General features: G+C 69.9%; 16 protein-coding genes. 10 read left to right on the top strand and 6 right to left on the bottom strand.

All coding sequences use genetic code 11. The features are described from left to right. Positions 1-21: 21 nt before the first annotated feature. The gene (locus KME78_RS54955; protein ID WP_246654545.1) at positions 22-762 is read left to right on the top strand and encodes an enoyl-CoA hydratase/isomerase family protein; all 741 of its coding nucleotides are present in this window, start codon (positions 22-24) and stop codon (positions 760-762) included. Next, positions 759-1,601, top strand: coding sequence for a 3-hydroxyacyl-CoA dehydrogenase family protein (locus KME78_RS54960; protein ID WP_219538034.1), 843 nt, complete (start codon positions 759-761; stop codon positions 1,599-1,601). Before KME78_RS54955 ends, KME78_RS54960 begins: the two co-directional genes overlap by 4 nt. Here the strand turns inward: KME78_RS54960 and KME78_RS54965 are convergent. Next, positions 1,589-2,230: a TetR/AcrR family transcriptional regulator gene (locus KME78_RS54965; protein WP_308127502.1), complete on the bottom strand. Its 642-nt coding sequence runs from the start codon at positions 2,228-2,230 to the stop codon at positions 1,589-1,591. The genes KME78_RS54960 and KME78_RS54965 overlap by 13 nt on opposite strands. Then, positions 2,227-2,361 carry a hypothetical protein gene (locus tag KME78_RS66820; RefSeq protein ID WP_281429159.1) on the bottom strand — a complete coding sequence of 45 codons (135 nt, stop codon included), beginning with the start codon at positions 2,359-2,361 and terminating at the stop codon, positions 2,227-2,229. Before KME78_RS66820 ends, KME78_RS54965 begins: the two co-directional genes overlap by 4 nt. Positions 2,362-2,493: 132 nt before the next feature. On the opposite strand from KME78_RS66820, the gene KME78_RS54970 reads away from it, so the two are divergent. From KME78_RS54970 to KME78_RS54990, 5 genes are all read left to right on the top strand, one after another. Then, positions 2,494-3,087: a LysE family translocator gene (locus KME78_RS54970; protein ID WP_281429163.1), complete on the top strand. Its 594-nt coding sequence runs from the start codon at positions 2,494-2,496 to the stop codon at positions 3,085-3,087. Between the two features lie 49 nt (positions 3,088-3,136). Then, positions 3,137-3,664, top strand: a complete 528-nt coding sequence (locus KME78_RS54975; RefSeq protein ID WP_219538036.1) for a hypothetical protein — start codon at positions 3,137-3,139, stop codon at positions 3,662-3,664. Between the two features lie 380 nt (positions 3,665-4,044). Then, positions 4,045-5,616, top strand: a complete 1,572-nt coding sequence (locus KME78_RS54980) for a phospholipase A2 (protein ID WP_219538037.1) — start codon at positions 4,045-4,047, stop codon at positions 5,614-5,616. A 176-nt stretch (positions 5,617-5,792) separates the two neighbouring features. After that, positions 5,793-7,844 (top strand): S8 family serine peptidase, encoded by a 2,052-nt coding sequence (locus tag KME78_RS54985; protein WP_219538038.1) that lies wholly within the window; start codon positions 5,793-5,795, stop codon positions 7,842-7,844. 107 nt (positions 7,845-7,951) lie between these two features. Continuing rightward, on the top strand, positions 7,952-8,431 hold the full coding sequence (locus tag KME78_RS54990) for a GNAT family N-acetyltransferase (RefSeq protein WP_219538039.1): 480 nt from the start codon (positions 7,952-7,954) through the stop codon (positions 8,429-8,431). Between the two features lie 21 nt (positions 8,432-8,452). On the opposite strand, the gene KME78_RS54995 is transcribed toward KME78_RS54990, so the two are convergent. Further along, positions 8,453-9,349 (bottom strand): alpha/beta hydrolase, encoded by an 897-nt coding sequence (locus KME78_RS54995; protein ID WP_219538040.1) that lies wholly within the window; start codon positions 9,347-9,349, stop codon positions 8,453-8,455. A 94-nt stretch (positions 9,350-9,443) separates the two neighbouring features. Here KME78_RS54995 and KME78_RS55000 point away from each other — a divergent pair, with 94 nt between their 5' ends. Beyond that, the gene (locus KME78_RS55000) at positions 9,444-10,478 is read left to right on the top strand and encodes a PucR family transcriptional regulator (protein WP_219538041.1); all 1,035 of its coding nucleotides are present in this window, start codon (positions 9,444-9,446) and stop codon (positions 10,476-10,478) included. Between the two features lie 8 nt (positions 10,479-10,486). Here KME78_RS55000 and KME78_RS55005 read toward each other — a convergent pair whose 3' ends face one another. Then, on the bottom strand, positions 10,487-11,515 hold the full coding sequence (locus tag KME78_RS55005; protein WP_219538042.1) for an alcohol dehydrogenase catalytic domain-containing protein: 1,029 nt from the start codon (positions 11,513-11,515) through the stop codon (positions 10,487-10,489). Positions 11,516-11,591: 76 nt separating this feature from the next. Then, positions 11,592-12,134 carry an ArsR/SmtB family transcription factor gene (locus tag KME78_RS55010; protein ID WP_219538043.1) on the bottom strand — a complete coding sequence of 181 codons (543 nt, stop codon included), beginning with the start codon at positions 12,132-12,134 and terminating at the stop codon, positions 11,592-11,594. Between the two features lie 114 nt (positions 12,135-12,248). Between KME78_RS55010 and KME78_RS67710 the strand changes: the two genes are divergently transcribed. Next, entirely contained in the window at positions 12,249-13,196 is a 948-nt protein-coding gene (locus tag KME78_RS67710; RefSeq protein ID WP_219538044.1) for a DUF2218 domain-containing protein, read from the top strand. An 11-nt stretch (positions 13,197-13,207) separates the two neighbouring features. Here the strand turns inward: KME78_RS67710 and KME78_RS55020 are convergent, their stop codons facing one another. Continuing rightward, entirely contained in the window at positions 13,208-14,101 is an 894-nt protein-coding gene (locus tag KME78_RS55020) for an MBL fold metallo-hydrolase (RefSeq protein WP_219538045.1), read from the bottom strand. 82 nt (positions 14,102-14,183) lie between these two features. Between KME78_RS55020 and KME78_RS55025 the strand changes: the two genes are divergently transcribed. Continuing rightward, positions 14,184-15,056 (top strand): LysR family transcriptional regulator, encoded by an 873-nt coding sequence (locus tag KME78_RS55025; protein WP_219538046.1) that lies wholly within the window; start codon positions 14,184-14,186, stop codon positions 15,054-15,056. Positions 15,057-15,107 lie beyond the last annotated feature (51 nt).

The following is a 15,107-nucleotide window of genomic DNA, read 5'->3' on the forward strand; positions in this document are numbered from 1 at the left end:
TTCATGGATAGGAGCTCTTCTATGACGCTGATCGTGGAAGAAGGGGCCGACCGGGTCGTGTGGCGCCTCAACAGACCCGAGGTCCGCAACGCGATCGACCGCGAGCTGGTCTCCGCGCTCCACCAGGCGTGCGCCGCCGTCGAAGAGGAGCCGCGCGTCGTCCTGCTCACCGGCGAGGGCTCGACGTTCGCGGCGGGCGCGGACATCGCCCAGCTCCGCGAACGGACCCGGGACGACGCGCTGCGGGGCATCAACTCGAAGATCTTCGACCGGATCCACCGGCTGCCGATGCCGACCGTGGCCCTCGTCGACGGGTACGCCCTGGGCGGCGGCGCCGAGCTCGCCTACGCCTGCGACTTCCGGATCGGCACACCACGCACACGCATCGGCAACCCGGAGACGGACCTCGGCATCATCGCGGCGGCCGGCGCGGCCTGGCGCCTGGCCGAGCTCGTCGGCGAACCCCTGGCCAAGGAGATCCTGCTCGCGGGCCGTATCCTCACGGCCGACGAGGCGCGGGCCGTGCACCTGCTCAACGACGTGGTGGAGCCCGGCGACCTGCTCGCCGCCGGCCATCGGCTCGCCGACCGCATCACCGCGCGGGCGCCGCTGGCGACCCGGCTGACCAAGGCCGTCTTCCACGCCCCGCGAGCCGCGCACCCGTTCATCGACGACGTCGCCCAGGCGATCCTGTTCGAGACAGAGGAGAAACACACCCGCATGACGGCATTCCTGGACCGGCGGCAGGAGCGACGCTCATGACCCTGCCACAGACGGTGGGCGTCTTCGGCGGCGGGCGGATGGGGTCGGGGATCGCGCACGCGTTCCTCGCCTCGGGCAGCCACGTGATCGTCGTGGAGAACGACCCTGAGGCGGCTGACCAGGCCAGGACCCGGGTGGCCGGCAGCCTGGCCAAGGCCCACGACAAAGGCCGGCTCGGGGTCCCGCTCCAGGACGCCGTCGCCCGGCTGCGGACGACGGCCGACCCAGGCGAGCTGGCCCCCTGCGAGCTCGTCGTCGAGGCGGTCCCGGAGGACGCGGCGCTCAAGGCCCAGGTGCTCGCCCTGGCCGAGCAGCGGGCGCCGGACGCGGTGCTCGCCTCCAACACCAGCAGCCTGTCGATCGACGGGCTGGCCGCCGGCCTGGCCGCACCGGACCGCTTTCTCGGGCTGCACTTCTTCAACCCCGTCCCCGTGAGCGACCTCGTCGAGATCGTCACCGGGGACCGCACCACGCCCGCGCTCGTGACGCGGGCCCAGGGCTGGGTGGCCGCGCTCGGCAAGACACCGATCACCGTCTCGGACTCGCCGGGGTTCGCGAGCAGCCGCCTCGGCGTCTGCCTGGCGCTCGAGGCGATGCGGATGCTCGAGGAGGGCGTCGCGAGCGCGGCCGACATCGACACGGCGATGACCCTCGGCTACCGGCACCCGATGGGGCCGCTGCGGACCACCGACGTGGTGGGACTCGACGTACGGCTCGCGATCGCCGAACACCTGGCCCGCGAGCTCGGACCCCGTTTCGAGCCGCCGCGGATCCTGCGCGACCTCGTGGCCGCCGGGCACCTCGGCCGCAAGAGCGGCCAGGGCTTCTACGTGTGGTGAGAGGGTTCGTGCTTGGCCAGGCCGTCGAAGGCGATGACGGTGATGGCGTCGGCGACCGTCGCCAGGTCGTACAGGCCGTCCGGGCGATACCACTCGACCAGCGAGTTGACCATGCCGAACAGCAGCCGGCTCACCAGCGCCGGCGGCACGCTGTCACGCAGGGAGCCCTCCGCGACGGCGTCCGCGACGAGCGCGGCGAGGCGGTCGTCGAGCCAGCGGCGCCGCTCCAGGGCGGCCAGTTCGAGCCCGCTGTTGCCCCGTACCCGTAGAAGGAGCGTGACGGAGGGCTGATGCGCCACGAGGACCTCGACGCTGCGCCGCACCACCTCGCGCAGCCGCTCGTAGGCGGTCGCCTCGGCCTGGTCGCGGGAGGCCGCGGTCACGGCGGCGGTGAGCTCGTCGAGGGCGTCGTCGAGGGCCTGGCCGAGCAGTTGCTCCTTGCTCGTGACGTGGTGGTAGATGGCCGGCTTCGTCAGCCCGAGCTCCTTGGCCAGGTCTCCCATGCTCGTGGCGTCGTACCCCTTGCGGTTGAACAGCTCCACCGCGGCGCGCAGGATCGCCGCCTGGTCGTAGCCGGGGCGGCCACGACCGCGGCGCGGAGTCGGTTCGGCGGGCTCGGTCGTCGTCACGAATGCAGCATCTCACGGCAGATCAGACGCCCTTCCAGGTCATCGGCCTTGACGATCAGGCTGCCGACCACGCGGGACACCCAGGAGCTGAGCAGCCAGGCCGCCTGCCGGACGTAAGGGCAGCTCAGCACGCCTCGGCTCCGGACACCGGCTCGGCGACCATGAGACGTAGGGGTATATCGTCCCGTTAGGCCGGTTTTGATGAAAGGAGTCCGGTGCTGAGCAACCTGATCGCTTTTGCGGTCGCCTCACTTCTGGCTTCCATGATTCCCGGGCCCACCACCGTGGTGATCATGCGACAGTCCGTCCGCGCGGGCCGGTCCGCGGGAATGGCGACCGTGCTGGGCAACGAGACCGGCTGGCTGATCTGGTGCCTGGCGGCCGCCTTCGGCCTGTCCGCGCTGCTGCTCGTCTCCGAGCTCGCCTTCGACGTCATGCGGATCGTCGGCGCGATCGTGCTGGTCTGGTTCGGCGCGAGGATGCTGTGGCAGGCCCGCCGCAGGGCCCGGGGCGGTCTGTCCGAAGACCCGGCCTCGTCATCGTCCGCCGGGCTCTCGCTGTGGAGCTGCTATCGGTCCGGGCTGTTGACCAATCTGGCCAATCCGAAGGCCGGCGTGTTCGCGCTGTCCTTCCTGCCGCAGTTCGTGCCCGAGGGCTCTCCGGCACTGCCGATGCTCCTGCTCCTGGCGGTGGGCTCGGCCCTCATCGACCTGGCCTGGTATCTGGGGATCGTCCGGCTGGTCGGCGCGGCCGAGCGATTCTTCAAGCGGCCCGCCGTACGCCGTTACCTGGAGTACATGTCAGGCACCCTGCTGATCGGCCTGGCCGTCCGCCTCGCCCTGACGAGCAAGCCGTAGCGCGACAGGCTTGACGGTGCCGAGCGTGGTCGCCATAGGATCACCGCCCATGTTCATGACCATCGCGCTCAGCGCCTCCCTCGTCCTGAGCGGTTCGCCCGCTCAGGCCGCCACCAAGCCGGTCACGTTCCAGGGTTTCACCCTCAAGGTCCCCGCCCAGTGGAAGGTCAAGAAGGAGGGCGTCGATCTGCGCGTCATCACCGGCGCCTGCTCCGCTCGGGCCGCCGAGTGCAAGGGCTTCCTGCTGGGCGGCCCCCAGGCGGTCAAGTACGCCTCCGAGGGCAGCCCGTACCGGCCTGACCAGCCCTACCATCCCAGCAGCGGCGTGACCGAGTGCGTGCCGGCGAAGAAGTACTACAGCGGGCAGGCCACTCGCGTCAGGACCTCGACGACGGCATTCGGCACCGGCCGGCAGGCCCGGTTCACCGAGTGGAAGGTGTCCTGCAACGGCAGCAAGATGAAGGTCGCCGCTTACACCCAGCGCGTCTGGTACGTGAAGGCCAAGAAGGTGATCGTCGTCGACCACTGGAAGACGCTGGGCCTGGGCGCCATCCTCGGCAAGGCCGTGTGGAAGTAGCCGACGCCCGTGGGCGGCGGGCCCGCGCCCGCCGCCAAGAACCGCGGGCGGCGCCGCTTTTCCACGGCCCGCATTCGTGAATGGCTGAATAAGCCCTCAGGCAGGCCACCGAGCTCATTATTATCCAAGGCCCCACACCATCGCCATAAATTCGCCATAAACTCGCCATATAACCCCTCTACCTGCACAAACGTCTGAATAAATCGACCCCGAGACCTAGTCGCCCAGGCGATTTTAACCTCGCCCCGAAAGGGCTCTTGTCAAAACGATTTACCAACACTTACTCTCCAGGTGATCAAATCACTTTCTGTTTTACCTGGAGGCACCACTTGCGCCGATTAGCGCTTCCTGTCGCCCTCACGGCGTCAATGCTCTTCCCCTTGCTCGCCCCTGAGGTCGCCGCCTCCGCCACGGCCGCCACCGTTCTCGCGGATCCGCCACCGGCTGACGTTCAGGAGATCGGCCCCGGCCAGTACTCCGCCGACACCAAGACCTTCAAGCTCACCGAACGGGACGTGTCCGCGGGCGCGATCAGCCGCAGGCACGGCGTGGCCCTGACCGGCGGCGACCTGGCCAGGCCGCAGTCGGCCCCGGCCACCCGCCCCGAGCTGGGCGTCTTCGGACCGAGCTGGCAGGCCGAGTTCGCCGGCGGTCAGATCAACCGGAAACTGGAGAAGCAGAACGGCACCATCGTCATCACAGAACTCGACGAAGGGACGTCGACCAGCTACCCCCTGAAGAGCAGCGTCTCCTTCCCCGACGGCGGCGGCATCCAGACGTACCAGGCCGACACCGGATCCAAGATCACCGAAACCACCAAGTGGGACGCGGTCGTCGGAGCGATGCGTACCACGACGGTCGAGACGCTCGTGTCGGATCCGGGCTCCGTGGAGGCGGGCGACGACACCTTCACCACCGCCGACGGCACTCCCATCAGCGCCGGTGATCTCCAGCTCACCTACACCTGGGCCCGGCCGGCCGGGGCGCCGAGCGCCGACCCCTGGCGGGTGACCGACGTGGGCAGCGTCGCCTTCGGCAAGTCCACGATCGCCTACGACGCCCAGGGTCGCGTCAGCACCGTGAAGGAGCCGGCCGGCGTGGCGGACCCCGCGTCCGTCACCAAGTTCACCTACGCCACGGCCACCACGGCCACCGGCACCTCCAACGGCGACTTCGCGGGCCGGCTCAAGGACGTCACGGTCACCTTCGGCACCGAATCGCCGCAGACCGAGGCCAGCTACGCCTACGACCAGAACGGCCTGCTGCGCACCGTGACCGATCCCAGCGTCGGCGCCACCCAAGGGACCTACGCCTACGACTCGGTGGGACGCCTGTCGTCGATCGAGTCCGTCACCAACGGCGGCTGGCAGCTCTCCTTCCCGGCGGGCGTCGCGGCTCCCCAGGTGACCCTCACCAGCACCGACCTGCCGGCCAACGGCGGGGACACCGTGGGCGCGGCCGGGCTCGACGACCCCAACGCCACCGAGCCGCCGGCCGGTGACTTCCTACCGGAAGGCGTGGATCCCCCGCAGTCCTACCCGACGAAGTGCAGCACGGCCGCGACCTGGATGTGGTACACGAAGTCGGGCTGCTCGGCCTGGGCATGGCACGGCGGCAAATGGCGAAAGCCCGACTGGAAGCGGACCGCCAGCGGCTTCAAGGTCAGGGGTATCTACTACGACCACTGCACAAGTTCTCCGGACAAGCCGCATAATTTCGATTTCCGGCCGGCCTGTGACTCCCATGACTACGGGTACGGCCTGATAGCCAACAAGAGGAAGCATTACCGCTACTACCTCTCCAACTCCCATTCAAAGGCCGACGTGGACAACCGGTTCTACATCACCCTGCGCGACAAGGTGTGCGGCGGCTACTTCATCCTGGTCCGGCCCGACTGCAGGGCATGGGCATGGACGTATTACCAGGCCGTCAAGAGGTACGGCAACCCCTGAGAACAGCGCGAGCCCGAAGTGACTTCTGAGCTCTGACCTTTTCGAGGGACTTTCCCTCGGCCGGATGGCGGCTTCGGCCGCCGTCCGGCCACCCCTCATGTCGGCGTCGTTTCCCTGCACCTCCTTTATGTAAGGCGCGGTACGTCATGAAATTGCCAGTCTTATCCTGTCTCCTCGTGGCGCTGACGGCCACGGCGATCGCGACCGGGCCGGCCTACGCGGCAGAGGCCCCTTCAACGGCTTCTACGGCGGCTCCCACAGCGGCCGCTGCCACCGCTTCGACCGCACCGCAGGCCACTTCGACGGCTCCCTACATCGAGCCCCAGCTGAGCGCGCGGGCGGCCGCAGCGGGCAAGATCAGGGTGAACGTGGTCAGCAAAACCCGCGCCGACATGCCGGACGCGGCCGCCAGCGGCCAGGTCGTCCAGCAACTGTCCCGCTTCCCCCTGATCACCCTGCACGTCGACCAGGCCGGGCTGGACCGGCTGTCCAAGCTGCCCAGCGTGGTCAGCGTGACCGAGGACAAGCCGGTGCGGCCGGTACTGGCCGAGAGCATCCCGCTGATCGGCGCGGACAAGACCAGGGCCGCGGGCAAGACGGGCGCCGGCGCCGTGGTGGCCGTGCTGGACACCGGCGTGGCGGTCAACCACCCCTTCCTCAAGGACCGGGTGCTGGAGGAGGCCTGCTTCTCCCCCATCGACGCCGACTACGGCTCCACCAGCCTGTGTCCTGACGGCACCGCCGAGCAGGAAGGGCCCGGCGCCGCCGACTCCGACCAGGGCCCGTGCGCCGACGTCGCGCTGGACTGCGACCATGGCACCCACGTGGCCGGCATCGCGGTCGGCAACGGCACGGGCGTGACCGGCGCCCCACCGGCCGGTGTCGCGCCCGGCGCCGAGATCGTCGCCATCCAGGTGTTCAGCAAGTTCTCCTCCGAAGACCTGTGTGGGGCGGGCGCCGCTCCGTGCGTGCTCAGCTTCACCAGCGCCCAGCTCGCCGGCCTGGAGAAAGTGCTGGAGCTGAAGGACGCGGGCGTGCCGCTGGTGGCCGCCAACCTCAGCCTGGGCGGCGGCCAGTACACCGCGGCCTGCGACGGCGACCCGCGCAAGACGGTCATCGACAGCCTGCGCGCCGCCGGCGTGGCCACCGTGGTCGCGGCCGGCAACGACGGCTTCGGTGCCGCCGTGGCCGCCCCCGCCTGCGTGTCCTCGGCCATCACCGTCGGCGCCACCACCGACCAGGACGGCGTGGCCGCCTTCAGCAACCGCGGCACGCTGCTGGACCTCTTCGCCCCCGGCGTGTCCATCGTCTCCTCCGTCCCCGGCGGCAAGTGGGCCTCCTTGAGCGGCACCTCGATGGCCGCCCCGCACGTCACCGGCGCCCTGGCCGTACTGCGCCAGGCCATGCCCGACGCCACGCTGGCCCAGCTCGAAACCGCCTTGAAGACCACCGGCAAAGCCATCGCCTACAACGGCGTGACCACACCTCGCATCCAGGTCGACGCCGCCGTACTGGGCAAATCTCCTGACCCCGGCGCCTGGCCCACCCCGTACTACGAGAACATGAAGGACACCGCGATCCCCGACCACGGCACCGTGACGTCCTCCATCGCGGTCGCCGGCCTGCTCGGCACCGCGCCCGCCACCACCGAGGTGTACGTCGACATCCACCACTCCTGGCGCGGCGAGCTGAAGATCGACCTGATCGCGCCGGACGGCAAGGTCTACCCGCTGCAGGCCAACGACCCCAACGACAGCGCCGACATCATTCACGAGACCTACCAGGTCAACGCCAGCGCGTCCCAGGCCAACGGCACCTGGAAACTCCGCGTGCAGGACGTCGAATATCTCGACACCGGCTTCATCGACGGCTGGTCGCTCCGGCTGCCCTGCTTCGGCAACTGGGACGACACCGCCATTCCCGATCCCGGCGTCGCCGAGTCCAGCATCGTCCTGGCCTGGCTCAACGGCAACGCCCCCACCCGCACCCATGTCCACGTCGAGATCGACCACACCTGGCGCGGCGACCTGAAGCTCGACCTGGTCGCGCCGGACGGCAAGGTGTACGCGCTTCGCGCCGCCGACGCCAAGGACGGCACCGACAACATCGACGAGAGCTACTGGGTGAACGCCAGCGCCTCACCATCCAACGGCACCTGGAAACTCCGGGCGGAAGATCTCGCCAAGGGCGACAAGGGCTTCATCAACGGATGGACCCTGACGCTCTAGAGGCACCTGCCGGACGGCTGCCCGCACGCCTGTCGCGGGCAGCCGTCCGCGCATGCCCGGTCCGTCATGATTTGGGCAGCAAAGGTGGCTATTGAGATACTCCGACCATGGAGACGAGTGCGAGGACGGGCAGTCCCGTGGAATGGGCGCTGCGTTCCGCCGCGCCGGCGGATCTCGAGGCGATCGTGGAGCTGCGAGCGACGGTGATGCGCCCGGACCTGGAGCGGCTGGGACGGTTCGACGAGTATCGGGTCCGGCAGCGGCTGCGGGATGCCTTCATTCCTCAGCACACCTCGGTCATCGTGGCCAACGGCGCCTTCGCGGGCTGCGTCGCGGTGCGTCCGGCCGAGGACGGGCGGTGGCTGGAGCATTTCTATCTCGATCCCGGCCTCCAGGGCCGAGGGCTCGGCTCGGCCGTCCTGCGGACCCTGCTGAAGCGGGCCGATGCCGACGACGCGCTCGTCCGCCTGAACGTCCTGCAGGGCAGCGCCGCCCGGCGGCTGTACGAGCGTCACGGGTTCACCGTGGAGGCTGAGGACCCGGTCGACGTCTTCATGGTGCGCCGGCCTGGTGCGGGCACCTCATGAGGTAGCTCGGCCGCGGCGACCTCAGTCGGCCAGGCCACGGCGCAGGGCCGCGGCGAGTTCGGCGAGCTGCCGCTGTGACACCTCGGCGGACAGGATCGCCTGCGACCCGTGGAAGGTGCCGGGCCACTGGTGCAGATCGACCGACACCCCCGCCTGCAGCAGGCGCAGCGCGTAGCCCATGTCCTCGTCGCGGTTCGGGTCGAACTCCGCGGTGGCGATGTAGGCGGGCGGCAGGCCGGACAGGTCGGTGGCCCGCGCCGGGGCGGCGTACGGGGAGGCCACGGCGGTGCCCAGGTAGTAGCGCCACGATGCGGTGACCACGTCGCGATTGATCCAGGGCGTGTCGGTGAAGTTCCGTGCCGACCAGGTCTCCTGCCGGTCGTCGAGCTCGGGCTCGTTGAGCAGCTGGAAGCGGATCGGCGGCCCCTGCTCATCGCGCGCCCGCAGCGCCACCGCGGCCGCGAGCCCCCCGCCGGCGCTGTGACCGCCGACCGCGATCCGCCCGGCGTCGATGCCGAGCTCGGCGGCGTGCTCGTCCGCCCAGGACAGCACGGCGTAGACGTCGTCCAGCGCGGCCGGGAACCGGTGCTCGGGAGCCCGCCGGTAGCCCACCGAGATCACCACCGCACCGGAGCCGTCCGCGAGCCGGGCGGCCCAAAGGTGCTCGGTGTCCAGGTCACCCATGACGAATCCGCCGCCGTGCAGCCAGACGATAGCGCCCTGGGCCTGGCGCGGACGATAGATCCGCACCACCACGTCCGGATCGGCGGGCACCATCCGATCCTCGACCTCCAGGTCCGCGAGATCAGGTGCCGGCCTCGCGGCGGCCGCCTTGGCGTAGTTCGCCCGCGCGGCGACCGGGTCGGTCAGTTCTACCCGGGGGATCAACGGGAGGAATGCCTCAAGTTCGGGATTCATGGCAACCATTCTCACGGTCGCCATTCCCGTGATCATCCGCCATCCGTCGGACATCCCCGCCTGACCGTGCACCGATCGGCGCTATCCTCCTGCCATGGAGGCACTGGCCGAACGGCTGTCGCACCTGGACGCGCAGGCCGAAGGCGCGGTTCGCGTCATCGCGTTCTACGACACGCTGATGCGCCGCCGGGTGGACCTCCCCGCGCTGGCCAGGGCCTCGGCGGTCCTCGCCGAGTGCGTGGCCGGATTGCGGCTCCACAGCACGGGCCGGGCGATCCGCATGGCACCCGACGGCAGGACCGCCTCCACCCCGCCGGCACCCGCGTCCACCACAGTGCCGATCACCCTCGACGAGGAGGAGATCGGCACCGTATGGCTGGAGCGCCCCGGCCCACCCGTCCCCCTCGACGAACTGCTCCTGGACCGGCTGGCCATCGCCGCCGCGGCCGCCGCCGAGAAGTACGGCCCGGCCCGCACCACCATGGCCGACCCCGCGCTCGTCGAGCTCGCGATCAGCGGCGACAGCGACGACGCCGCCACCGCCCGGGCCCTACGGCTGCTGGGCTTCGCCGCCGACCTGCCCGTCCACGTCCTCGCCGTACGCTCACAGCTCCCCCTCGACCAGATCGCCGGCCGGCTCTGCCCCGCCCGCCCGGTGAAAGCGGCACCACTGGCCGACGCGGGCGTCATCCTGGCCACCACCATCGACCCGGCCCGGCTCCCATCGGGCGTACGGGCGGGCATCGGCGCCACCGGCAACCCCAGCCGGGCCTGGCAGCAGGCCCGTACCGCGCTCCGCTTCACCACCGCACGCCAACCGGTCATCCACTACGACGACCTGGGCGCCCTGACGCTCCTGACCGAAATACCCCCCGACACCGCCCGCGACAACACCGACGTGACCGCCATCGCGCGCATGGCCGACAACCCAGAGGACCTGGAGACGCTGGACGCCTACTGCGCCACCGGCTCCCTGCGCCAGGCCGCCGACCTGCTGCACCTGCACCACAGCAGCGTCGCCCGCCGCATCGAACAGCTCGCGAAGACCCTGCGCATCGACCTCACCGAACCCACCGGACTGACCCGCGCCAGACTCGCCCTCACCACCTGGCGGCTCCTCAACAGCTGAGCCGGCGATCAGTTGCCGGTGGTCAGGACCATGCGGAAGCGGGCCTGACCGGAGAGCATCTTCTGGAACGCCGCACCGGCCTCCTCCAGCGGAGCCTCCTCGATCCACGCCCGGACGCCGCTCTGGGCGGCGAACCTCATGGTGTCCTGGATGTCGACCGCGTTGCCGGAAGCATGCCCGTACACCCGCTTGGCCTCGTCCACGAGCTGCAGGGGCGTGACGTTCAGCGGCTCCATGTCGACACCGACGACGATGAGCTCACCGCGGCGCCCCAGCCCGTCGAACGCGGCGGACATCGCCGCGGCGTTGGTCACCGTCGCCAGCACCACCTTGGCTCCCCCGCGGGCCTGCAGCGCGTCGGCCGTCTTCTCGGTGGCGCTGTCGATGTAGTGGGAGGCGCCGAGCTTGTGAGCCAGGGACGCCTTTTCCGGACCGCGGGCCATCGCGATGGTGTCGAAGCCCATCTTCGAGGCGTACTGCACGCCCAGGTGCCCCAGACCACCCAGGCCGAGGATCGCGACGGCGTCGCCTGAACGCGCGGAGCTGCGGCGCAGCGCGTTGTACACGGTCACGCCGGCGCAGGCCAGGGGCGCGGCTTCCACCGCCGTCAGCTCGTCCGGGATCGAGGCCAAGGCGACGGCCGGTGCCACGACGGCGTCGGCGAACCCTCCGGCGTACGCGGCCCCCGGCACCTGGATCTCGGGACAGAGGACGCCGTCTCCCTGCCTGCAGGCGTCGCAGTGGCCGCAGCTGCCGCCGTACCAGCCGATCGCGACCCGATCACCCACGGACCAGCCGGTGACGTTGTCGCCGATCGCGTCGATACGTCCCGCGATCTCGTGCCCTGGTGTGACGGGAAAGGTGGTGCCCGGAAGGTGTCCGGCGGTGATCATCGCGTCGGAGTGGCACACTCCACAGGCCTCGACGGTGACCCGCACCTGCCCCGGCCCCGGTTCCGGGGTGTCCACCTGAACCAGCGACATGTCCCCGCCAGGCTGGGCGACCTGCATGGAACGGTGCATGGGTGAAGAAGACATGTCGTCTCCTTTTCTTGCGAAAAGCAGCCGCCCTTACGGGGCAGCCTCTACAAGTCCACCATCGCACCTCGTTCATTTACTGTTCGTCGGACCCCCTGGCAGGAGGCAGTCGGGGGATGTCGGCCCGGTAGAGGCTGAGGAGCAGCCCGTATGCCTCGGTTTCCGGGCCTGAAGCCGGCTGCCGATCGCCGACCAGTGTGTCGAGCCGCTCGGCCAGCGCGCGAGCCTCGTCAGGGGTGAGCCAGAGATGGCGCAACGCGGTATGCCCGGGGTCATCGGAACGGGTGGGCGACATCTCCGCCCGAGCCGCGTCGAGGAGAAACTTCGCTCCGTCGCCACATTCCTCGTCGAGCCTGAATTCCTTGCTGATGAGCTCGAACCGCTGTTCGGTGCCGCCCCGCACCTGCCGCGTGCTCGCCAGGCGGACGAGCCCCGCGTCACGCAGGACCCGTACGTGGTAGCCGACCGTGCCCTTGGTCGAACCGAGTGCCGCCGTCAGCTCGCCCAGCGTGGCGGGGCGTTGACGCAGCAGGTTGACCAGGCGGTGGCGCAACGGGTGCCCGAGCGCCTTGAACTGCGCGGGAGAGCGCAGCACCACGAGGTCCGGCTCAGCTTCCATGACGCAAGTGTCTAGGAACTTAAACGCTTTGACAAACGCGCCAGAGCGGCGGCAGACTCCCGGGGAGAAAGCGTTGAAGATTCTCGACGCTTAACGTTGGAAGGACTTCCTCGCATGCCCCTGTCAACGGCACACGTCGCAACCGATCGTTCGGCGCGTTACGTCAAGCAGCTGATCTCCCACATGAGTCACAAGGTCACCGCCGAGCTCACCGGCGCCGGCAGAGGCACGGTCACCTTCCGCTACGGCACCTGTTCGCTGACCTCCACCCGGCAGGAACTGGTCCTGATCGCCACCGCGGCGGACTCTGACTCCCTGACCGACGTGCAGGACGTCGTCACCCGGCACCTGCTGCGCTTCGCCACCCAGGAGGAGCTCCACGTCGGCTGGACCGACCCGATCGCGGGTGACGCCCTTGAGATCGTCGATCCGGCCGTCGGCGACTATGTGCTCGCCCACTGCACCCCGGCCGGCGAGTTGCTGACGGAATTGGCTGTCACGACACGAGAGACCACCGGCCGCGCCGCCGGAATGCAGGTCTCGGCCGACGAGGGTGCGCTGCTGGAGATGCTGGTCCGGCTCTCCGGTGCCCGTACCGCCATCGAGATCGGCGTGTTCACCGGCTATTCGGCCCTGTGCATCGCTCGCGCGCTACCCGCTGACGGCCGCCTGCTCGCTTGTGACGTGAGCAGCCAATGGACCGACATGGCCCGGCCCTTCTGGGCACGCGCCGGCGTCGATGACCGCATCGACCTCAGGATCGGCCCGGCCCTCCAGACGCTCCGCGCACTCCCCGAAGAACCGGCCTTCGACTTCGCCTTCATCGACGCGGACAAGGCCGGCTACCCCGCCTATTACGAGGAGATCGTCCCGCGGCTCAATCCCGGTGGTCTGCTCGTCCTCGACAATGTGTTCCTCGGGGGCGAAGTGCTCGACCCCGCCTTCCAGGAGGAAGACCATCAGGCGATGCGCCGCGTGAACCAGGCCGTCGCCAGTGACGATCGGCTGGATTGCGTGATGCTGCCCGTGCGTGACGGCGTCACACTGGCCAGGAAGCGTTGAACCAGGTCGCGTCAGGCGTGCTCGGCGCAGAAGCAGCCGACGCCCTTTTCGATCCACTCCTGGCCGGCCCACTCCGGGTGCCGCTCGATCATCAGCGCCTTGACCTCCTCGACGATCGTCTCCTCGGCCATGGCCGAGTCGCGCCGTACCCAGGTCTCGTCGCGCAGCAGCTCGAGATAGTCACGGACGTCGACCAGCAGCTGCCGGTCGGAGATGTCGCCGTGGCCGGGCACCACCACGCTCGGATCGCTCGCGACCAGGCCGCGCATTACCTCGATCCAGCGCAGCCCCGAGACGTCGGTGTCGTACGGCGGGAACCACGGGAAGATCGAGAACTGTCCGGCGTCGACCAGGTCACCCGTGAACAGCACGCCCGCGTCAGGCACGGTCACCACCTGGTCGCCCTTGCTGTGGGCGCGGCCCGTGGCCCGCAGGCGCACGACCCGGCCGCCCAGGTCGAGCTCGTACGCGCCGTCGTAGACCGCGTCCGGCGTGACCAGCTCGACGTCTTCCAGCTGCCGCGCGATCGGCGCGCCGAGGCCGCGGAACATCTCGAGGTAGCCCGGCCCCTTTCCGGCCAGGTCCGCCGCCTGCGCGCCGTTGACGAGGTACGTCGCCTCGCCCGCGAAGGCCTGCGCGCCGAACGCGTGCTCAGGGTGGAAATGCGTCGTGGTCAGGTAGAGCTTGCGGCCCTTGGCGTACTCGGTCGCGAAGGCGAGCACCGTCTCGCCGTTGCGCGGGCCCATGCCGGTGTCGACGACCAGCACGGAGTGGTCGCCGCCGATGACGCCGATGTTGGGTACGAGTTCCACTCGGCGGTTCGGGATCACCACCAGGTCGCGGGCGAGTTCGCGGACCTGGGTGATCTCGACGACCGGCTCGTGGATGAGGGATTCGGAAGACATGCTCCGACCCTGCCGCCGGCGCGTGTCCGGCGTCCAACACCGGTTCCGCAAGCCCGATACCGTCCTGGTATCTTCGCTGCTGATGGAGCTCCGCCTGCTGCGCTACTTCGTGGCCATCGCCGAGGAACGGCACTTCGGGCGGGCCGCCGCCCGGCTGCACATGACGCAGCCACCGCTGAGCCGGGCCATCAAGCAGCTGGAGACCGACCTGGGCGTCGTGCTGCTGCACCGTTCGGCCACCGGCGTCGCGCTCACCCCCGCGGGCAACGCGCTGTACGCGGAGGCGCGTACGCTGCTGGAACAGGCCGAGCAGGCACGCGCGCGGGTGACGGCGGCCGCCGGCGCCGTGACGCTCACCATCGGCACGCTCGCCGACAGCGCAGAAGAGGCCGGCACCCGCCTGGCCGCGACCTTCCGCCGCCGCCATCCCGAGGTCTCGATCCGGATCCGTGAGGCGGACTTCACCGACCCCACCACGGGACTGCGCAACGGCCTGGCCGACGTGGCGCTGACCCGGCTGCCGTTCGACGACACCGGCATCAGCACGCGGGTGCTGCGTTCCGACCCGATCGGGGTCGTCCTGCGCGCGGACGACCCGCTGGCCGGGCGCGACGCCGTGTGCCTGGCCGAGCTCGTCGACCGTCCCTGGTTCCAGCTGCCAGAAGGCACCGACCCGGTCTGGCGCGCCTACTGGAACGGGGCGAGGCCCGTCGGCGAGCGGCCGGCCGGTCCGGTGGTGCGTACCGTCAACGAGTGCATGCAGGCCGTCCTCTGGAACGGCACGGTCGGCATCGCGCCGCTCATCCACGCCCTGCCCGATGGGCTGACCTGGGCGCCCTTGACCGACATGCCCCCGAGCCGCCTCGTGGTCGCCTGGCCGACCGGGCACGAGAGCCCCCTGGTCCGCTCATTCGCCCACATCGCCGTCAGCACATACCGGTCGCCGCGCATGTAACTCGGGTCAGGCGGGCCGGGGGCACCGGCAGATCGAAGCCATCCGATGAGG

It is taken from the genome of Nonomuraea guangzhouensis, assembly GCF_019396345.1.
GTDB lineage: Bacteria > Actinomycetota > Actinomycetes > Streptosporangiales > Streptosporangiaceae > Nonomuraea > Nonomuraea guangzhouensis.